Below are 19,028 nucleotides of genomic sequence, written 5' to 3'. Positions count from 1 at the left end.
CAATTCTGCGCCACCACCCGGGGCTTGCCGCAAGACCGGGGGTGCGCTATATGTTGGTAGTGGCGGGAGAACCCGCCATTCTTTTTGCCCGAACAATTCTCGGGCTGCCCTTTTCCGGCGTCCGCCGACGGCCGGTCACCGGCGTGGCCGGTAGGATGACGGCACCATGTCGAAGGAGCGCCGGCGCAAGGCCGATCCCGCCCGCAGCCTGGCCCTTCTGTGGCGCACCCGGGAGCCGGCCAGCCGTGGCGCCGGCCCCGGTCTCAGCGTCGACCGGATCGTGCGCACCGCTATCGAGATCGCCGACGCCGAGGGCATCGACGCGCTCACCATGCGCCGGGTCAGCGAGGCGCTCGGCGTGGGCACCATGTCCGTCTACACGTACGTGCCGGGAAAGGCGGAACTGCTCGACGTCATGGTGGACGCCGTTCTCGGTGACCTTCCGCGCCCGCCCGACGTGCCGGGTGGCTGGCGTGGCCGGCTGGAACGCATTGCCCGGGACAACCTCGCGCTCTACCGGGCCCACCCGTGGCTGCTGCGCGCCGAGACGACCCGGCCGGTGCTCGGTCCGAACGTGCTCGCCAAGTACGACTACGAACTGCACGCGGTCGCGGACATCGGGCTCGACGACGTGGAGATGGACGCGGTGCTCACGCTCGTGCTGGGGCACGCCAAGAGCGCGGCCCGGGTCGCGCTGGACGTGGCCGAGCTGGAACGTGAGACCGGGATGACCGACGACCAGTGGTGGCAGACGCACGGGCCCTGGCTGGAGAAGTTCATGACCGCCGGCAGTTTTCCGCTCGCCGCGCGGGTCGGCACGGCCGCCGGGATGGCGCACGGCGGGGCGTACGGGCCGGACCACGCCTTCGAGTTCGGTCTCCAGCGGGTGCTCGACGGCATCTCGCTGGTGGTGGCCGCCCGCGCCGCGGGTGAGCCGGAGCGCGGGAAGACCTTGTAATCCTACTAGTTAAGTAGGAAACTCTCCCCATCGATCGGCTCCGGCCGGTCGATCACCCTCGCCTCCGGCTGCCCTCCCTCGCCCGCGCGTACCCGTAGGAGCCCTCATGAGCAACGCGCCCACGCCACCCGAACCGCCCACCGCAGGAACGTCCCGGCTCGCCTTCAACGAGGACTGGGCCGCCACCGCCCTCGGCCTCGCGCTGCTGCTCCTGGTGCTGGCCGGCGCGATCCCCGCCGGGCTGGTGCCGTGATGGCCGCCGCCCCGGAACCCGCCGTCCGCAGCACCGCCGCCGGGCCGTCCGCGGCCTCCACCGCGGGCGCCCCAGCCACCGCGACCCCAGTGGACCGACCGGACGGTACGCCCTCGGACGCCCCACCCCGGGCCGACCTGCGCTCCGGCGCGTTCTGGGCCTGGACCGCCCTGGGTCTGCTGGTGGTGCTCGGTCTCGCCGCGCTCACCCGCTACCTGGAACAGAACGTGCCGGTCTGGGCCGGGGGCAGCGCGGTCGAGGACGTTGCCGGCGCCGTCGAGTACCCGGTCTACGCGATCCTGCTCGGCCTGCTCGGCAACCTGGTCGTCACAGTGACCGGGCTGCGCGACCGGATCTCCGCCGCGTTCCGTACCGAGTTCTTCATCAAGACCGGTCTGGTGCTGCTCGGCGCCTCGATCAACCTCGCCGTCATCGCGAGCGCCGCCGGCCCCGCCATCGCCCAGGCGCTGCTGCTGATCAGCGGCGTGTTCCTGTTCACCTGGTGGCTGGCCGGGCGCTTCGGCCTGGACGACAAACTGCGGGCGCTGCTCGCCTCGGCGGTGTCGATCTGCGGGGTCAGCGCCGCCATCGCCGCCGCCGGTGCGGTACGGGCACGCCGGGAGCAGCTCGCGTACACGGCCAGCCTGGTCATCGCGTTCGCGCTGCCGTCGATCTTCCTGCTGCCGTGGCTGGCCGACGTGCTCGGCCTCTCCGACGCGGTCGCCGGCGCCTGGATCGGCGGCAACATCGACACCACCGCCGCCGTCACCGCGGCCGGCGCGCTCGCCGGTGAGGACGCGCTCCAGATCGCCAGCATCGTCAAGGTCACCCAGAACGCGCTGATGGGCGTGGTCGCGGTGGGGCTCACCGCGTACTTCGCGCTGCACGTGGAGCGCCGCCCGGACGCGCCGCGCCCCGGGCTCGGCGAGCTGTGGCGCCGGTTCCCGAAGTTCGTCCTCGGGTTCGTCGCCGCCTCGGTGATCGCCACCTGGTACCTCGACGCCGCCGGGGCGGACGGCAAGGCCACCATGGCGATCGTCACCGACCTGCGGGTCTGGTTCCTCATCCTGGCCTTCGTCAGCATCGGCCTGGAGGTCCGCGTGTCGTCGCTGCGCGAGGCCGGCTGGCGGCCGGTGACCGTGTTCGGCGCCGCCACCGTGTTCAACCTGGTGCTGGCGCTCGGGCTGGCGTCGGTGCTGTTCCACGGCTTCACGGTCTGACCGGTCCCGCTCGTACACCTTGGAGGAACGCCGTGACCGAGCCCGCCGACACCCCGGTCGACGCCGACGTCGACGCGCTGCGGACGCTGCTGCGCCACCAGGCCAGCACCGTCACTGTGGTCACCGCCGCCGGTCCGCCCGCGGCCGGGTTCACCGCCACCTCGTTCACCGCGGTGTCGCTGCGACCGCCGATCGTCTCGTTCTGCCTGGACCTGGGCTCGTCGAGCTGGCCGGTGGTGTCCCGGGCCCGGCACGTCGGTGTGCACCTGCTCGGGCACGGCCAGCACGAGGTGGCCCGGAGGTTCGCCACCAGCGGGATCGACAGGTTCGCCGGGCCGACCCGCTGGCGGCCCGGCCCGGAAGGGGTGCCGGTCCTCGACGACACACTGGCCTGGCTGCTGTGCCGGGTGGTGGACCGGGTCGTCGTCGGGGACCACGCCGTCGTGCTGGCCGAACCGGAACTGCTGCGGCACGCCGACGTGGGCTCGCCGTTGCTCTACCACCGGGGGCGGTACGCCGGCCTGGCCGACACGACCGACCCCGGCGACCGCCGCTCCGCCGCCTGACGCAGCGGGTCAGCCCGTGCCTGCGGCGGCGGCGTAGCGGCGGGCCAGGCGGGCGAACGCCTCGCGCAGCTCCGGCGGCCCGATCACCTCGATGTCGGCGTCGTAGCGGCCGAGCACGGCGGCCAGCCCGGGCCACGACCAGCCGCCCAGCACCAGCCGGCAGCGGTCCGGGCCCAGTTCCTCGACGATCCCGTCGCGGGTCCACGCGGAGACGGTCCGGGCGGGCAGGTCGAGGATCACCTCGCCCCGGCAGGGCCAGTCACCCGGCCCGGTGGCGCCCTTGAACCGGCCGGCGACGTACGCGGCCACGTCCCCGCCGGGCAGCTCGCGCGGCGTGAACCGGGGACCGGTGGGCGTACGCGGGCTGATCCGGTCGACCCGGAACGTGCGCCAGTCCGCGCGGTCCAGGTCCCAGGCCACGAGATACCAGCGCGCACCCCAGGTGACCAGGTGGTGCGGCTGTGCGCGGCGCGGCGGCGCGTCGGGAGCGGACGCCGACACCGAGTCGTAGTCGAAGCGCAGTTCCTCCCGGGCGTGCACGGCGGCGCTGAGTGTCATCAGCAGTCCCGGCTCCACGCGGGCCGTGGCGGGCGTGCCGGCCCGTTCCACGGCGATCACCCGCAGCGCGTCGACCCGGTGGCGCAGCCGGGGCGGCATCACCTGCCGCACCGTGTTCAGCGCCCGCGCGGCGGCCTCCTCGATGCCGGTCACGCCGGTGGCGGCGGTCTGCAACGCCACGGTGAGCGCGACCGCCTGCTCGTCGTCGAAGAGCAGCGGCGGCAGCGCCGAGCCGGCGCCCAGGCGGTAGCCGCCGTCCGGGCCTTTGGTGCTCTCGATCGGGTAGCCCAGCTCGCGCAGCCGGTCGACGTCGCGCCGCACCGTACGCGCGCTGACCCGTAACCGTTCGGCGAGCAGCGCGCCCGGCCAGTCCCGGCGGGCCTGAAGCAGGGACAGCAGCGAGAGCAGTCGGGCGGAAGTCGTCGGCACGACACGCATTCTGCCCGCAGAAGAGGACACACCCTGACCGCTATGCCTGCGAGTGTGGACCCGTACCCGATCAGGACCGGAAGGAACCGATGACGATGACCGGCACCACCACGACCCCCACCACCCTGGACGCCGAGCAGGCCGACCTGCTGGCCGAACTCGCCGAAGCGCGCAACATGCTGATCAACACGGTGCGCGGCCTCACCGACGAGCAGGCCGGGCAGAAGCCAACCGTCAGCGCGCTCTGCCTGGGCGGGCTGATCAAGCATGTCGCGTCCACCGAGGAGGCGTGGCTGCGGTTCGTGGTCGAGGGCCCGTCGGCGATGTCCTTCGCCATGCCCGAGGGCGTGACCTGGGAGGACTTCATGGCCGGCAAGGCCCGCGAGCTGCCGCAGTGGGCGATCGAGCGGGGGCGGGACTTCCAGATGCTGCCCGAGGACACGCTGCCGGCCATCCTGGACCGGTACGCCCGCGTCGCCGCGCGTACCGAGGAGGTCGTGGCCGGTGTCGAGGACCTGTCGGCGACGTGGCCGGTGCCCGACGCGCCGTGGAACGAGCCCGGCTCGGTCCGCAGCGTCCGGCGGGTGCTGATCCACGTCATCGCCGAGACCACCCAGCACGCCGGGCACGCGGACATCCTGCGCGAGAGCATCGACGGCCAGACCACCACCTGAGCGGGCCGTGACAGTGCTCGACCGGCGGGCGCTCAACCGGGCGACGCTTGCCCGGCAGCTGCTGCTCGACCGCGCCGACCTGCCGGTGACCGACGCGGTGGCGCACCTGTGCGGGTTGCAGGCCCAGGAGCCGCAGGAGCCGTACGTCGGGCTCTGGTCGCGGCTGCGGGCCTTCGACCCGGCGGTCCTGTCGGACCTGCTGGTGCGCCGCCGCCTGGTGCGTACCCACCTGATGCGCCGCACCGTGCACCTGCTCGCGGCCGACGACGTGCTGGCCTGGCGGTCCCGCCACGACGCGATGCTGCGCCAGCGGGTGCTGGGCGTCTACCGCGGCGAGTTCGACGGGGTCGACCTCGACGAACTCGCCGCGGCGGCCCGGGAGGTCCTGGCCGACGGCGAGCCCCGCACCAACGCGGAGATCGTGTCGGTGCTCGCCGCGCGCTGGCCGGGCCCGGACCGCCGGGCGCTCGGCGAGATCGTGCTCGCGCTGGTCCCGGCCGTGCAGGCCCCGCCGCGCGGACTGTGGCGGACCACGGCCGGCGTCCGTACCGTCGCCCTGGCCGGCTGGCTGGGCCGCGACCCCGAGTCGCCTGGGTCGGACGGCGACGACCCGGCCGGGCGGGCGCTGGTGCGGCGCTACCTGGCCGCCTTCGGCCCCGCCGCGTCGGCGGACCTGCGCGCCTGGTGCGGCCTCGCCGGGCTGCCCGCCGCCGTGGCGGCGGTCCGCGACGAGCTGGTGGCCTTCCGGGACGCGCGCGGCCGCACGCTGCTCGACCTGCCCGGCGCGCCCCGACCCGACCCGGACACCCCCGCGCCGGTACGGTTCCTGCCCGCCTTCGACAACGCCGTGCTCGGCTACCACGACCGCAGCCGGATCATCGACGACGCCCACCGCAACCTCTCCGTGGCCGGGGCCCGGTTCGTGCTCGTCGACGGCCGGGTGGCCGCCACGTGGACGGTCTGCGGCGGCGGCGTCGTGGTGGTCACGCCGCTGCGCGCGTTCACCCGCGCCGAGCGCACGGCGGCCGCCGAGGAGGGCGCCGCGCTGGCGTCGTTCCTGTCCGAGGGCGACAACCAGGGGGTACGCGTCGCCGCTGGCTGAGCCGCACGTCAGGCGCGCGTCGCGCGGCCCATCCGGGAGACCGCCTCGGTGAGCACGGCGGGGGAGGTGGCGAAGTTGAGCCGCACGAACCCGGCGCCGCCGGAGCCGAAGACGTGCCCGGAGCTGAGCGCCACCCGGGCCCGGTCGAGGAACATCCGCGCCGGTCCGGCCAGGTCGCTGGCGATCGGCGGTCCGTCACCGGACGCCTCGGTGGGCACGCCGAGGTCGCGGCAGTCCAGCCAGGCCAGGTACGTGCCCTCGGGTGGCCGCCACGACACCGTGGGCAGGTGCTCGGCCAGCAGCGACCCGAGCAGCGCCCGGTTGGCGTCCAGGCCGTCGAGCAGCCGGTCCAGCCACGGCCCGCCGGCCCGGAACGCGGCGGTGTGCGCGAGCACCCCGAAGTGGCTGGGGCCGTGGCTCACCTCCTCCGGCATCCGGGCCAGGTCGTCGGCGGCGTCCGGGCCGGCGACCGCCAGCGCCGCCTTGAGCCCGGCGAGGTTCCACGCCTTGGACGCCGACAGCAGCGCGAACGCGTTCTGGGCGCCGGGCACCGTCAGGTACGGGGTGAACCGCGCGCCGGGCAGCGCCAGCGGCGAGTGGATCTCGTCGGAGACCACCCGTACGCCGTGCCGGGCGGCCAGCTCGGCGACGGTGGCCAACTCGTCGGGGCGGTGCACCACGCCGGTCGGGTTGTGCGGGTTGCAGAGCAGGAACGCCGGCCGGTCACCGGCGGCCCGCGCCCGGCGGAACGCCTCGTCCAACGCGGCCGGGTCGAGCCGCAGGTCCGCGCCGAGCGGCGCCTCGAGGACCTGCCGCCCGGCGTTGGTGACGAACGCGTAGAACGGCGGGTAGACCGGGGGAGTGACCACCACCGCGTCGCCCGGCCCGGTGACCAGGCGCAGCACCTCGACAGTGCCCATCATGACGTCCGGCACCAGCGTGGTCCGGCCGACCGGGAAGTCGGCCCAGTCCCACCGCTGCGCGGCGAAGCCGCCGACCGCCTCGGCGTACGCGGTGCCGTACGAGTAGCCGGTGTCGCCCAGCTCGACCGCCCGGCGCAGCGCCTCGGCGACCGGCGGCGCCAGCGGCACGTCCTGCTCGGCCACCCACAGCGGCAGCACGTCCGGCGGGTACAGCCGCCACTTCACGCTGGTGCGCCGCCGGAGCTGGTCGAGCGTGAGCTGGGTTAGCGGGTTGCCGTCGTCGGCGGAAACGACCATGCGGCCCACACTAGGCGCGGCCTACCATCGCGCGGTGGCCCACCCGACGTACCCGCTGCGCACGCCCCGGCTGCTGCTGCGCCCGGTCACGCCAGGTGACCTGGACGACGTGCACGCCTGGCAGCGCCGCCCGGACGTGGTCCGCTGGATGCTCGGAGCCTGGCCGCGTACCCGGGACGAGTCGCGGTTGTCGGTCGCGGCGATGGCGGCGGAGGACGCGCTGCGCGCGGAGGGCGACTGCCTGACGCTCGCCGTGGTGCGCGACGCGCGGGTCATCGGCGCTGTCGAGCTGGTGTGGCGCAGCGCTACCGACCGCACCGCCGAGCTGGGGTACGTGTTCCACCCCGATCACGGCGGCCGAGGGCTGGCCACCGAGGCTGCCGGCGCGCTGCTGGACTGGGGTTTCGGCGAGTTCGGGCTGCACCGGGTGATGGCCCGCTGCCACGCGGACAACGAGCCCTCGGCGCGCCTGATGGCCCGGCTCGGGATGCGGCGGGAGGCGCGGCACGTGCGCAGCTACCGGTTCCGGGACGGCTGGGCCGACCAGCTCGTCCACGCGATCCTGGCCGACGAGTGGCGTCGCCGCTGAGCCGCCGGATCAGGCGACGGCGACCGGGTCGCCGACCCGGATCTCGCCGGTGGTCACCGGGACCAGCCGGATGCCGAACCAGGTCTTGCCGTCCTGGCGCCGGTGCCGGGCCAGCGTGCGGATCGGCTCCTTCCCGGTGGCGAGCGTCTCCGGGTCGATGAGCGTCACCGAGCAGCGGTCGCAGCGTTCGGAGACCCGGAAGTCGACGGCGCCGATCCGCACCCGCGTCCAGCCGTCCTCGGCGAACGGCTCGAACGGCCCGTCCAGCACCACAGTCGGCCGGAAGCGGGCCATCGCCAGCGGCTCCGGCGCCGGCTCGCCGCGTTCCAGCGCGCCCTCGACGATCCAGTCCCGCAGCCGCTTCAGCGACGGCGCCGTGGCGACCAGCAGCGGCCCGGCGTCGGAGAGGTTGAGCGGATCACCGGGCCGGCCGCCGTGCTCGGCCGACATCGGCCGGCGGCGCGGGTCGTCCAGCCAGCCCAGCCGCACCGGACGGCCCAGCCTCGCGGAGAGCCAGTCGTGCGCCTCGTCGGTGGCGAGCCGGACCGTGTCCAGCCGGGACACGTCCGTCGGGACGAGCGGCCCGTCCACCGGCTCGGCGACTGTCAGCGACGACCCGTCGCGGGCGGTGAGCGCGATCGATCCGGGACCGGGCGTGGCGGTCAGGCCGAGCAGTGCCGGCAGGGCGGTCGAGCCCACTTTGCCGCCGTCGGGGCGCAGCACCACCCAGCGGCGGTCGTGACGCAACCCCCACGGCTCGACCACGGCCCGGTCGACGTCGACGCCGCCGAGGGACTTGACCGGATACAGGTGGGTCGAGACCAGGCGCGTCATCGCCCGCTCAGCCGATCTTCGGGGTGGCGCGGTCGATGATCGCTGCGAGGTCCAGCCCGCCCGGCAGCGTCCCGTACGCCTGGCCGTGGTCGCCGTCGAGCCGGGACGCGCAGAACGCGTCAGCGACCGCCGGGTGGCCGTGGCGCACCAGCAGCGCGCCCTGCAGCACCAGCGCCAGCCGCTCCACCACCCGCCGGGCGCGCAGCTCCAGGTCCGTGTGGTCGGCCAGTTCGTCGCGCACCCGGCGTACGGCGGCGTCCAGGCGCGCGTCCGCGCCGGCGGCGGCGGCCACCTCCGCCTCGTACGCGGCGAGCACCTGCGGTTCCCGGGTGAGCGCGCGCAGCACGTCCAGCGCGGCGACGTTGCCGGAGCCCTCCCAGATCGAGTTCAGCGGCGACTCGCGGAACAGCCGCGGCATGCCGGACTCCTCGACGTAACCGTTGCCGCCCAGGCACTCCAGCGCCTCGGCGGCGTGCCCCGGCCAGCGCTTGCACACCCAGTACTTGCCGACGGCCAGAGCGAGGCGCTTGAACGCGGTCTCGCCGTCGTCACCGCGCGCCGACCGGTCCGTCGCGCCGGCCAGCCGGACCATCAGCAGCGTGGCGGCCTCGGACTCCACGGCCAGGTCGGCCAGCACGTTGCGCATCAGCGGCTGGTCGACCAGGTAGCTGCCGAACGCCCGCCGATGGGTGGCGTGGTGCACGGCGGTGGTCACGCCGTGACGCATCCCGGCCGCCGCGCCGATCACGCAGTCCAGCCGGGTCAGGTTGACCATGTCGATGATGGTGCGCACGCCCCGGCCCTCGTCGCCGACGCGCCACGCCACCGCGTGCTCGTACTCGACCTCGGCGGAGGCGTTGGAGCGGTTGCCGAGCTTGTCCTTGAGCCGCATCAGCCGCATCGGGTTGCGCTCGCCGTCGGGCAGCACGCGGGGGACAAGGAAGCAGGTGAGGCCGCCGGGCGCCTGGGCGAGTGTGAGGAACAGGTCGCACATCGGCGCCGAGGTGAACCACTTGTGCCCGACGAGCCGGTAGCTGCCGTCCGGCTCGGGCCGGGCCGTGGTGGTGTTGGCGCGTACGTCAGAGCCGCCCTGCTTCTCGGTCATCGACATGCCGGCGAGCAGGCCGCGCTTGGTCTGCGGCGGGCGCAGCCCGAAGTCGTACTCCCGGGTGGTGAGCAGCGGCTCGTAGCGGGCGGCCAGGTCCGGGCTGTGCCGCAGCGCGGGCACCGCCGCGTACGTCATCGAGATCGGGCAGCCGTGCCCGGCGTCGGGCCGCCACAGGTAGAAACCGGCGGCCCGGGCCACGTGCGCGCCCGGCCGGTCGTCGGCCCACGGCGCGGCGTGCAGGCCGTGCCCGACAGCGGTACGCATCAGCTCGTGCCAGGACGGGTGGAACTCCACCTCGTCGATGCGGTTGCCGTACCGGTCGTGGGTGCGCAGCGCCGGCGGGTGCTCGTTGGCGAGCCGCCCGTGTTCGGCCGCCTCCTCGCTGCCGGCGAGCCGGCCCAGCTCGTGCAGCCCGGGCAGCGCCCAGCCGGCGCCCTCGCGGGCCACGCCGTCGCGTAGCGCGGGGTCGTCGGCGGTGTCGTGGCCGACCATCGGGGGGACCTGGTTGACGACATCGTGTGTGGTCACGGCGGCAACTCCCAGCGCGGTGGCGGATCAGGTCGGGGCCCGGATTGAACCATCGTTCACTCCGCACGGCAAGCACCCGCCGGGAAGTCAATTTGGCTGGATTCGTTTGACATCATCCAGCTCGGAGAGAAGACTCGCCGAAACTTTCTTTTGTCCGGGAAGTGGCAAGGGGGGCCTGTGTCCAGGAACAAGCTCGGTGCGTTCGGCGCCGCACTCATCCTCACCATCGGCGTCCTGTCCGGATGCACCGGCGGCGAGGCGGTCGACGTCGGCGGCGGGGGGAACGCCGGTGGCGCCGGCGGAGTCCTCAACGCGGCGATCGGCGGCGAACCCGACCAGCTCGACCCGCACAAGACGTCTGCCTACTACAGCTTCCAGGTGCTGGAGAACGTCTACGACACGCTCGTCGAGCCGGACGCCGACCTGAAGATGGTGCCCTCGCTGGCGACTAAGTGGACCACCAGTGACGACCAGCTGACCTGGACGTTCACCCTGCGCGAGGGTGTGAAGTTCTCCGACGGGTCGCCGCTGACCTCGGAGGACGTCGTCTACTCCTTCGAGCGGATCATCAAGGAGAAGCTGAACAACGCGTACAAGTTCGCCACCGTCAAGTCGGTCACCGGGCCCGACCCCGCGACGGTGGTGGTGACGCTCAGCGCGCCCACGCCGAACCTGCTGGCGAACCTCGGCGGGTTCAAGGGCGTGGCGATCGTCGAGAAGTCCAACGTGGAGTCCGGCAAGGTGAAGACCGCGCCGGTGGGCAGCGGCCCGTTCACTGTCGCCGGCTACACCTCCGGCGACAGCATCAAGCTGGTGCGCAACGACGCCTACTGGGGTGAGAAGCCGAAGCTCGACGGCGTCACCTTCACCTTCGTCAAAGACCCCACCGTGGCGCTGCAGAACCTGCGCAGCGGCCAGGTGCAGTGGACCGACAACCTGCCGCCGCAGCAGGTCAAGTCGCTGCAGGACGGCGACGACCCGGTGGTGAAGTCGGCGGCCTCCACCGACTACTGGTACGTGGCGCTCAACGAGGCCCGCAAACCGTTCGACAACCCCGAGGTGAGGCGCGCGATCGGGTACGCGCTGGACCGGGAGGCGATCACCAAGGCGGCGAAGTTCGGCCTGGCCACCGTCAACCAGACAGCTATCCCGAAGGACAGCGCGTTCTACTACGACTACGCGCCCTACAGCCACGACCCGGGCAAGGCCAAGCAGATGCTCGGCCAGGCCGGCGTCGGCAACCTGACCATGGATCTGATGGTCACCAGCGAGTACCCGGAGACGGTGAGCGCCGCGCAGGTCATCGCCGCCCAGCTCAAGGACGTCGGCATCACCGTGAAGATCCGTACGCTGGACTTCGCCCAGTGGCTCGACGAGCAGGCCAAGGGCAACTTCGACGGGTTCATGCTGGGCTGGCTCGGCAACATCGACCCGGACGAGTTCTACTACGCCCAGCACCACAGCGGCGGCACGTTCAACTTCCACAAGTACAAGAACCCGGCGGTGGACAAGCTGCTGGACGACGCGCGCACCCAGACCGAACAGGGCGCCCGCAAGCAGGCGTACGAGCAGGCCGCGAAGCAGATCGTGGACGACGCCAGCTACCTCTACCTCTACAACCCGGACGTGGTGCAGGGCTGGTCGAAGAAGGTCTCCGGCTACGAGGTGCGCACCGACCGGGCGATCCGGTTCCGGTCGGTCGCCCTGGCCAAGTGATGGCCCGCTTCGTCCTGCGGCGGGCACTCCAGTCGGCGGTCGTGCTCGTCGGCGTGACCCTTGTGGTGTTCCTGCTGCTGCAACTCGTGCCGGGCGATCCGGTCCGGGTGGCGCTCGGCACGCGGTTCGACCAGCAGACGTACGACGCGTTGCGGGAACGCGCCGGCCTCGACCAGCCGCTACCGGTGCAGTACGCCAGCTACCTCGGGCACGCGCTCACCGGTGACCTGGGGGTCAGCTTCCGCACCGGCCAGCCGGTGAGCCAGATCGTGCTGGAACGGCTGCCCGCCACGCTGTCGCTTGCCGTCACCGCGGTGCTGTTCGCGCTGCTCGTCGCGTTCCCGCTGGGCATCGTCGCGGCGGTACGCAGCGGGTCCGCCGTCGACCACGCCGCCCGCGTGTTCAGCCAGTTCGGCGTCTCGGTGCCGGACTTCTGGATGGGCATCATGGGCATCCTGCTGTTCGCCGGGGTGCTGGGCTGGCTGCCACCCTCGGGCTACGTGGCGCTGACCGAGGACCCCGGCCGGTGGGCCACCCACGTGGCGCTGCCGGCGGTCACCGTCGGCCTGGTCACCGCCTCCATCCTCACCCGGTTCATCCGCTCCTCCGTGCTGGAGGTGCTCTCCGCCGACTACGTACGCACCGCGGAGGCGAAAGGGCTGCGCAACCGGGTGGTGATCGTGCGGCACGTGCTGCGCAACGCGCTGATCCCGGTGGTGACGGTGGTCGCCGTGCAACTGGCGTCCCTGCTCGGCGGCGTCATCGTCATCGAGGTGCTGTTCGCGTGGCCGGGCATCGGCCGGCTCACCTTCGACGCCGTGCAGGCCCGCGACTATCCCGTCCTGCAGGGCGCGGTGCTGCTTGTCGCCGCCCTGTTCCTGCTGGTCAACCTGCTGGTGGACATCCTCTACGCCCGCCTCGACCCGAGGATCACGGTCAGGTGAGCGCCACCACCGAGAGCACCGGACGCCGCGTCCTGGACGCGCTGCGCCGCGACCCGCTCGCCGTCGGCGGCACGATCGTGCTCGTGCTGCTGGTCGTGGTGGGCGTGGCCGGGCCGTGGCTGGCCCCGGCCGGCGTCAACGACGTCGACGTGGACCAGATGCTGCGCCCACCCAGCGGCGCGCACCGGTTCGGCACCGACGAGCTGGGCCGCGACGTGCTCAGCCGGGTGCTCGTCGCCGCCCGCGTGTCACTGCAGGTCGGCGCGGTCAGCGTCGGCATCGCGCTGGTCGCCGGGGTGACGCTCGGACTGTTCGCCGGCTACTACCGGGGCTGGCTGGACAGCGTGCTCATGCGCTGCATGGACGTGCTGTTCGCGTTCCCGGTGCTGCTGCTGGCGGTGGCCATCGTGGCGGTGCTCGGCCCCGGCCTGCTCACCGCCATGGTCGCCATCGGCGTGGTCTACACGCCCATCTTCGCCCGGATCACCCGCGCCGGCGTGCTGTCGGTACGCGAGCAGGTGTTCGTCCGGGCCGCCGTCTCCATCGGCGCGTCCGACCTGCGCATCATGCGCCGGCACGTGCTGCCGAACATCGCCGCGCCGCTGATCGTGCAGACGTCGCTGTCGCTGGCGTTCGCGATCCTGTCCGAGGCCGCGTTGTCCTTCCTCGGCCTCGGCATCCAGCCACCCGCGCCGGCCTGGGGCCGGATGCTGTTCGACGGGCGCGGCTTCGTCACCGACGCCTGGTGGCTGGGTGTGTTCCCGGGCGCGGCGATCTTCCTCACCGTGCTGGCGTTCAACCTGGTCGGCGACGCGTTGCGGGACGTGCTCGACCCGCGCCAGCTCACCCTCGCCGAGGCCCGCCGGAGCACCCCATGAGCGAGCGCACCGAGCGCATGCCGAGCCAGCGCCAGCGGCCGAGGGCCGACTCGACGGTGCTGTCCGTGGACGACCTCACCGTCACGATCGGCACCCGCCGTGGTCCGGCCCGCGCCGTGGCCGGGGTGTCCTGGCAGGTGCGGCAGGGGGAGACGTTCGCCCTGGTCGGCGAGTCGGGCAGCGGCAAGAGCATGACCCTGCTCGCGGCCACCGGTCTGGCCCCGCGCGCCGCGACCGTCACCGGCCGGGTGCGGCTGCTCGACCACGAGCTGACCGCGCTGCCCGACGACCGCCGCCGCAAGCTGCGCGGCCGGCACGTCGGGTTCGTCTTCCAGGATCCGATGACCTCCCTCAACCCGGTGCTGCCGGTGGGCCGGCAGGTCACCGAGGCGGCCGAGGAACACCTCGGGCTGACCCGCCGCGCCGCCCGCGACCGGGCGGTGGAACTGCTGGAGCTGGTCGGCATCCCGTCGGCCGCGCAGCGCGCCGACGCGTACCCGCACCAGTTCTCCGGCGGCATGCGCCAGCGCGTCGCCATCGCCATGGCGCTGTCGTGCGAGCCGGACCTGCTGATCGCCGACGAGCCGACCACCGCGCTGGACGTCACCACCCAGGCGCAGATCATCGAGCTGGTCGCCGACCTGCAGGCGCGCCTGGGCACCGCTGTCGTCTGGGTCACCCACGACCTGGGCGTGGTCGCCGGCATCGCCGACACGGTCGCGGTCATGTACGGGGGACGGATCGTCGAGCAGGGCCCTGTCGACGCCGTGTTCGACACGCCCACGCACCCGTACACCCGGGCGCTGCTGGCGGCCCGGCCCGATCCGTCCCGGCGCGGCGAGGACCTGGTCGCCATCCCCGGCGCGCCGCCGAGCCCGCTGGACCTGCCGTCCGGGTGCGCGTTCTGGCCGCGCTGCCCGGTACGCGCCGACCCCCGCTGCGAGCACGAGCTGCCGCCGCTGACGCCGGTCGGCGACGGGCACACGGTCCGTACCTTCTACCGTGGAGAGACCGGATGAGCGACGACACCCCGGACGTGGTCGCCGAGCTGGACGACCTCGCGGTGCACTTCCCGACCCCGGCCGGAACGGTCCGCGCCGTCGACGGCGTCTCCCTGGCCGTACGCCGGGGCGAGACGCTCGGGCTGGTCGGCGAGTCGGGCAGCGGCAAGTCCACCGCCGGGTTGGCGCTGCTGCGGCTGGTCGACCCGAGCAACGGGCGGGTCCGGGTGGCCGGAGCGGACGTCACCCGCTGGTCCCGCCGCCGCCTGCGCGCGACGCGCCGCCACGTGGCGATGGTCTTCCAGGACCCGCAGGCGTCGCTGGACCCGCGCCGCACGGTCGGCGACAGCATCGCCGAACCCCTTGTCGTGCACCGGCTCGCCACGTCCGGAACCGCCCGCCGCAAGCGGGTGGCCGAACTGCTGGACCTGGTCGGCCTGCGCGCCGACACCGCCGGCCGGCATCCGCACGAGCTGTCCGGCGGCCAGCGCCAGCGCGTCGGCGTGGCCCGGGCGCTGGCCGGCGAACCGGACCTGATCGTGCTGGACGAGCCGATCGCCTCGCTCGACCTGAGCGTCCAGGCGCAGATCATGAACCTGCTGCGGCGCCTGCAACGCGACCTCGGGCTGACCTACCTGTTCATCGCGCACGACCTGGCCGCCGTCGAGCACATGAGCGACCGGATCGCGGTGATGTACCTGGGCCGCATCGTGGAGACCGGCCCACCGGAGCGGATCTACCGGCGCCCGGCGCACCCGTACACGGCGGCGCTGCTGTCGGCGGTGCCGGTGGCCGACCCCCGGGTCGAACGGCAGCGCCGCCGCATCGTGCTCACCGGCGACATCCCCAGCCCGGTGGACCCGCCGAGCGGCTGCCGCTTCCGTACCCGATGCCCGCAGGCCCGCCCCGCGTGCGCCGAGACCGACCCGGCGCTGGCCGAGGTGGGCCCGGGCCACGAGGCCGCGTGCCTGTTCCCGCTCGACGGCGAGCGCGGCGGCGGCGAGGTGGAGGGCGGCGCGACGGACCGCGCCGACGTCGCCGGCACCGCGTAGGCTCACCGCCGATGACGTTCACCACCCGGCCGACGCTGCGCGGCACGTTCGGCATGGTCTCCTCCACGCACTGGCTGGCCAGCCAGTCCGCGATGGGCGTGCTGGAGCGGGGCGGCAACGCGTTCGACGCCGCCGTCGCCGCCGGGTTCGTGCTGCACGTCGTGGAGCCGCACCTCAACGGCCCGGCCGGCGAGGTGCCGGCGATCCTCGCCACCGCTACCGACCCGACGCCGCGGGTGCTCTGCGGCCAGGGCCCGGCCCCGGCCGCCGCCACCGTCGCGCACTTCCGGTCGCTCGGCCTGGACCTCGTGCCCGGCGCCGGCCCGCTCGCCGCCGTGGTGCCGGGCGCTGTCGACGCGTGGCTGCTGCTGTTGCGCGACCACGGCACCCGCACGCTCGCCGAGGTGCTGGAACCGGCGATCGGCTACGCTGCCGCCGGTCACCCGTTGGTCGGCGCGGCCGGGCAGACAGTGGCGCGGGTCCGGTCGCTGTTCACCGACCACTGGCCGACGTCCGCGCAGCTCTGGCTGCGTGACGGCCGTCCGCCCGCGCCGGGGGAGATGGTCACCAACCCGGCGTACGCGGACACGCTGCGCCGCCTCGTCGACGCGGGACGGGCCGCCGGTACGGACCGGGAGGCGCAGATCGAGGCGGCCCGGCTCGCCTGGCGGGAGGGTTTCGTCGCCGAGGCGATCGACGCGTTCAGCCGGCTGCCGTTCCGCGACTCCAGCGGGCGCGCCCACGCCGGGCTGGTCACCGGCGACGACCTGGCCGGGTTCTCGGCCACCTGGGAGGCGCCGGTCACGCTGGACTGGCACGGGCACACGATCGCCAAGACCGGCTTCTGGGGCCAGGGCCCGGTGCTGCTGCAGACCCTGGCCGTCCTGGACGCGCTCGACGACCCGGCGGTCTACGACCCGTCCGGTCTGGACGGCATCCACGCGCAGGCCGAGTCGCTGAAGCTCGCGTTCGCCGACCGGGAGGCGTGGTACGGCGACACCGACGTGCCGGGTTCCGCGCTGCTGTCGGCCGAGTACGCCCGTTCGCGGGCCGCGCTGATCGGCGACCGCGCGTCGGCCGAGTTGCGCCCCGGCAGCCCGGCGGGTGAGCCGCCCCGGCTGCCGTCGCACCTGCGCGCCGACGTGGACCGCCGGGCCCTTCCGCAGGACCCGAGCACCGGCGAACCGACGGTACGCGCCGACGGCGTGACCCGCGGCGACACCTGCCACGTCGACGTGGTGGACCGGTGGGGCAACATCATCTCCGCCACGCCCAGCGGCGGCTGGCTGCAGAGCTCACCTACCATCCCGGAACTGGGCTTCCCGCTGGGCAGCCGGTTGCAGATGTGCTGGCTGGAGGAGGGGCTCGCCTCCACGCTGCGGCCGGGCCGGCGTCCGCGTACCACGCTCAGCCCGACGCTGGTGCTACGCGACGGCGAACCGGTGATGGCGTGCGGCACGCCGGGCGGCGACCAGCAGGACCAGTGGCAGCTGCTGTTCCTGCTGCGGCACCTGGCCGGCCGGCAGGAGTTGCAGGAGGCCATCGACGCCCCCACGTGGCACACCACCAGCTTCCCGGCGTCGTTCTACCCGCGCGAGGCCGAGCCCGGCGTGCTGGTGCTGGAGAACCGGATCGACCCGGACGTCCTGTCCGGCCTGCGCGCCCGCGGCCACACAGTCCGCCTGTCCGACCCGTGGAGCCTCGGCCGCATGTGCGCCGTGACCCGTGACCCGAGCACCGGAGTCCTCTCCGCGGCGGCAAACCCCCGAGGCGCCCAGGGCTACGCCGTAGGCCGCTGACCCCTCCCGCGCCCCTCCCTTCCTCGTTGATCTTGCACTTGCGGCCCGGGCACAGCGGTCATAACGGGCGCTCTCGGGGCAGCAAGTGCAAGATCAACGAGGCGAGGGCGGGGCGGCCGGGGTCAGTCGTTGATCCGGGTTATGTTGCGGATCTTGTTGGCGGCGTCGAGGGCTGCGACCTTGTACGCCTCGGCCAGCGTCGGGTAGTTGAAGACCGCGTCGAGCAGGTAGTCGACGGTGCCGCCGCAGCCCATCACCGCCTGCCCGATATGGACGATCTCGGTGGCGCCGGTGCCGAACACGTGCACGCCGAGCAGCCGACCGTCCTCGGGTGAGACGAGCAGTTTCAGCATCCCGTACGAGTCGCCGACGATCTGGCCCCGGGCCAGCTCCCGGTAGCGGGCGATGCCCACCTCGAACGGGGTGGACGCCTCGGTCAGCTCCTCCTCGGACTTCCCGACGAAGCTGATCTCCGGAATGGTGTAGATGCCGATCGGTTGCAGGTCGGACATGCCGCGGGCCGGTTCGCCGCAGGCGTGCTGGGCGGCCAGCCGGCCCTGTTCCATCGAGGTGGACGCCAGCGCCGGGAAGCCGATCACGTCGCCGACCGCGTAGATGTTGTCGACAGCGGTGCGGTAGTTGGCGTCGACGGTGATCCGGCCGCGGTGGTCGGCGGTGAGCCCGGCCGCGTCCAGCGCGAGGTCGTCGGTCTGTCCCTGCCGCCCGGCCGAGTACATCACCGTGTCCGCGACGATCTTCTTGCCGCTGCGCAGCACGCAGAGCGCGGCGGTTCGGTGCTTCTCCACGGCGGCCACCTCCTCGCCGAAGCGGAAGGTCACCGACAGGTCCCGCAGGTGGTACTTCAGCGACTCGACGATCTCCTCGTCGCAGAAGTCGAGCATCCGCGGGCGGCGCTCGACCACTGTCACCTTGGTGCCGAGCGCGGCGAACAGGGAGGCGTATTCCATCCCGATCACCCCGGCGCCGACCACGACCATGCTGCGCGGGACGGCCTGCAGGTTGATGACGCCGTCGGAGTCGACGATGGTCCGGTCGTCGAAGTCGACGCTGTCCGGGCGGGCCGGGCGGGTGCCGGCGGCGATGACCGCCTTGTCGAAGCTGATCCGGGTCTCCCGGCCGGAGCCGGCGTCCACCCAGACGGAGTGGGCGTCGGCGAACCGCCCGGTGCCGGTGATCAGCGCGACCTTGTTGCGGGCCAGCTGGTCGCGGATGACGTCGGTCTGGCGGGTGATCACGTGCTGGGTGCGGGCGGCCAGGTCCGCGACGGTGATGTCCTCCTTGACCCGGTAGCTGCTGCCGTAGAGATCGCGCTGGCTGAGCCCGGTCAGGTAGAGGACGGCTTCACGCAGTGTCTTGGAGGGCACAGTGCCGGTGTTGATGCACACTCCGCCGAGCATGTCGCGGCGATCGACGATGGCGACGCGACGGCCCAGTTTGGCAGCGGCGATCGCCGCCTTCTGTCCACTCGGTCCGGAGCCCAGCACCAGCAGGTCGTAGTCATACACGAGCGCCAGCCTCGCAGGGTCTCGCAACCAGCGCCAGCGGCAGGGCTCCGCGCCGGGGGTGGAACGCGGAGCC

Annotated in this window: 18 protein-coding genes; 13 read left to right on the top strand and 5 right to left on the bottom strand. The window is 73.4% G+C overall.

The features are described from left to right. Positions 1-166 precede the first annotated feature (166 nt). From AMK25_RS18260 to AMK25_RS18250, 4 genes are all read left to right on the top strand, one after another. Positions 167-958, top strand: a complete 792-nt coding sequence (locus tag AMK25_RS18260) for a TetR/AcrR family transcriptional regulator (RefSeq protein WP_073829563.1) — start codon at positions 167-169, stop codon at positions 956-958. A 106-nt stretch (positions 959-1,064) separates the two neighbouring features. Next, complete coding sequence (locus tag AMK25_RS32440) at positions 1,065-1,211, top strand: hypothetical protein (protein WP_192900224.1); 147 nt, start codon at positions 1,065-1,067, stop codon at positions 1,209-1,211. An 89-nt stretch (positions 1,212-1,300) separates the two neighbouring features. Continuing rightward, positions 1,301-2,431: a YeiH family protein gene (locus tag AMK25_RS18255; RefSeq protein WP_241826403.1), complete on the top strand. Its 1,131-nt coding sequence runs from the start codon at positions 1,301-1,303 to the stop codon at positions 2,429-2,431. 32 nt (positions 2,432-2,463) lie between these two features. After that, positions 2,464-2,997 (top strand): flavin reductase family protein, encoded by a 534-nt coding sequence (locus AMK25_RS18250; RefSeq protein ID WP_073829562.1) that lies wholly within the window; start codon positions 2,464-2,466, stop codon positions 2,995-2,997. A gap of 9 nt (positions 2,998-3,006) precedes the next feature. On the opposite strand, the gene AMK25_RS18245 is transcribed toward AMK25_RS18250, so the two are convergent. After that, entirely contained in the window at positions 3,007-3,993 is a 987-nt protein-coding gene (locus AMK25_RS18245; protein ID WP_073829561.1) for a helix-turn-helix transcriptional regulator, read from the bottom strand. A gap of 86 nt (positions 3,994-4,079) precedes the next feature. Between AMK25_RS18245 and AMK25_RS18240 the strand changes: the two genes are divergently transcribed. Further along, a complete protein-coding gene (locus tag AMK25_RS18240) occupies positions 4,080-4,658 on the top strand; it encodes a DinB family protein (protein WP_073830001.1) in 579 nt (192 codons plus the stop codon). Positions 4,659-4,665: 7 nt separating this feature from the next. Continuing rightward, positions 4,666-5,760 (top strand): winged helix DNA-binding domain-containing protein, encoded by a 1,095-nt coding sequence (locus AMK25_RS18235; protein WP_073829560.1) that lies wholly within the window; start codon positions 4,666-4,668, stop codon positions 5,758-5,760. An 8-nt stretch (positions 5,761-5,768) separates the two neighbouring features. Here AMK25_RS18235 and AMK25_RS18230 read toward each other — a convergent pair whose 3' ends face one another. Further along, positions 5,769-6,980 (bottom strand): MalY/PatB family protein, encoded by a 1,212-nt coding sequence (locus tag AMK25_RS18230; protein WP_073829999.1) that lies wholly within the window; start codon positions 6,978-6,980, stop codon positions 5,769-5,771. Positions 6,981-7,014: 34 nt separating this feature from the next. Here AMK25_RS18230 and AMK25_RS18225 point away from each other — a divergent pair, with 34 nt between their 5' ends. Beyond that, positions 7,015-7,569 (top strand): GNAT family N-acetyltransferase, encoded by a 555-nt coding sequence (locus AMK25_RS18225; RefSeq protein ID WP_073829998.1) that lies wholly within the window; start codon positions 7,015-7,017, stop codon positions 7,567-7,569. Positions 7,570-7,578: 9 nt separating this feature from the next. On the opposite strand, the gene AMK25_RS18220 is transcribed toward AMK25_RS18225, so the two are convergent. Further along, positions 7,579-8,403 (bottom strand): MOSC domain-containing protein, encoded by an 825-nt coding sequence (locus tag AMK25_RS18220; protein ID WP_073829559.1) that lies wholly within the window; start codon positions 8,401-8,403, stop codon positions 7,579-7,581. 7 nt (positions 8,404-8,410) lie between these two features. Next, positions 8,411-10,039, bottom strand: a complete 1,629-nt coding sequence (locus AMK25_RS18215; protein WP_073829558.1) for an isovaleryl-CoA dehydrogenase — start codon at positions 10,037-10,039, stop codon at positions 8,411-8,413. Between the two features lie 177 nt (positions 10,040-10,216). On the opposite strand from AMK25_RS18215, the gene AMK25_RS18210 reads away from it, so the two are divergent. Genes AMK25_RS18210 through AMK25_RS18185 form a run of 6 tightly spaced genes read left to right on the top strand, consistent with a single transcriptional unit; the run spans position 10,217 to position 17,429 of the window. Further along, the gene (locus AMK25_RS18210; protein ID WP_073829557.1) at positions 10,217-11,755 is read left to right on the top strand and encodes an ABC transporter substrate-binding protein; all 1,539 of its coding nucleotides are present in this window, start codon (positions 10,217-10,219) and stop codon (positions 11,753-11,755) included. Then, positions 11,755-12,699, top strand: a complete 945-nt coding sequence (locus tag AMK25_RS18205; RefSeq protein ID WP_073829556.1) for an ABC transporter permease — start codon at positions 11,755-11,757, stop codon at positions 12,697-12,699. Before AMK25_RS18210 ends, AMK25_RS18205 begins: the two co-directional genes overlap by 1 nt. After that, on the top strand, positions 12,696-13,577 hold the full coding sequence (locus AMK25_RS18200; protein WP_073829555.1) for an ABC transporter permease: 882 nt from the start codon (positions 12,696-12,698) through the stop codon (positions 13,575-13,577). The genes AMK25_RS18205 and AMK25_RS18200 overlap by 4 nt, the downstream gene beginning before the upstream one ends. Next, on the top strand, positions 13,574-14,596 hold the full coding sequence (locus AMK25_RS18195) for an ABC transporter ATP-binding protein (protein ID WP_073829554.1): 1,023 nt from the start codon (positions 13,574-13,576) through the stop codon (positions 14,594-14,596). Before AMK25_RS18200 ends, AMK25_RS18195 begins: the two co-directional genes overlap by 4 nt. Next, a complete protein-coding gene (locus AMK25_RS18190) occupies positions 14,593-15,630 on the top strand; it encodes an ABC transporter ATP-binding protein (protein WP_073829553.1) in 1,038 nt (345 codons plus the stop codon). Before AMK25_RS18195 ends, AMK25_RS18190 begins: the two co-directional genes overlap by 4 nt. 11 nt (positions 15,631-15,641) lie before the next feature. Continuing rightward, the gene (locus AMK25_RS18185) at positions 15,642-17,429 is read left to right on the top strand and encodes a gamma-glutamyltransferase family protein (RefSeq protein ID WP_073829552.1); all 1,788 of its coding nucleotides are present in this window, start codon (positions 15,642-15,644) and stop codon (positions 17,427-17,429) included. A 122-nt stretch (positions 17,430-17,551) separates the two neighbouring features. Here AMK25_RS18185 and sthA read toward each other — a convergent pair whose 3' ends face one another. Continuing rightward, positions 17,552-18,955: a Si-specific NAD(P)(+) transhydrogenase gene (sthA, locus tag AMK25_RS18180; protein ID WP_073829551.1), complete on the bottom strand. Its 1,404-nt coding sequence runs from the start codon at positions 18,953-18,955 to the stop codon at positions 17,552-17,554. Between the last annotated feature and the right edge of the window lie 73 nt (positions 18,956-19,028).

It is taken from the genome of Micromonospora sp. TSRI0369 (assembly GCF_001905625.1).
In the GTDB taxonomy this organism is placed as follows: domain Bacteria; phylum Actinomycetota; class Actinomycetes; order Mycobacteriales; family Micromonosporaceae; genus Micromonospora; species Micromonospora echinospora_A.
This window is presented reverse-complemented; position numbering and strand designations above follow the sequence as displayed.

What these genes read in the sequence shown, in the direction of transcription:
- AMK25_RS18260 (WP_073829563.1), top strand. Translation starts at nt 167, where the DNA reads ATGTCGAAGGAGCGCCGGCGCAAGGCCGATCCCGCCCGCAGCCTGGCC.
- AMK25_RS32440 (WP_192900224.1), top strand. Translation starts at nt 1,065, where the DNA reads ATGAGCAACGCGCCCACGCCACCCGAACCGCCCACCGCAGGAACGTCC.
- AMK25_RS18245 (WP_073829561.1), bottom strand. Translation starts at nt 3,993, where the DNA reads ATGCGTGTCGTGCCGACGACTTCCGCCCGACTGCTCTCGCTGCTGTCC.
- AMK25_RS18240 (WP_073830001.1), top strand. Translation starts at nt 4,080, where the DNA reads ATGACCGGCACCACCACGACCCCCACCACCCTGGACGCCGAGCAGGCC.
- AMK25_RS18230 (WP_073829999.1), bottom strand. Translation starts at nt 6,980, where the DNA reads ATGGTCGTTTCCGCCGACGACGGCAACCCGCTAACCCAGCTCACGCTC.
- AMK25_RS18220 (WP_073829559.1), bottom strand. Translation starts at nt 8,403, where the DNA reads ATGACGCGCCTGGTCTCGACCCACCTGTATCCGGTCAAGTCCCTCGGC.
- AMK25_RS18205 (WP_073829556.1), top strand. Translation starts at nt 11,755, where the DNA reads ATGGCCCGCTTCGTCCTGCGGCGGGCACTCCAGTCGGCGGTCGTGCTC.
- AMK25_RS18195 (WP_073829554.1), top strand. Translation starts at nt 13,574, where the DNA reads ATGAGCGAGCGCACCGAGCGCATGCCGAGCCAGCGCCAGCGGCCGAGG.
- AMK25_RS18190 (WP_073829553.1), top strand. Translation starts at nt 14,593, where the DNA reads ATGAGCGACGACACCCCGGACGTGGTCGCCGAGCTGGACGACCTCGCG.
- AMK25_RS18185 (WP_073829552.1), top strand. Translation starts at nt 15,642, where the DNA reads ATGACGTTCACCACCCGGCCGACGCTGCGCGGCACGTTCGGCATGGTC.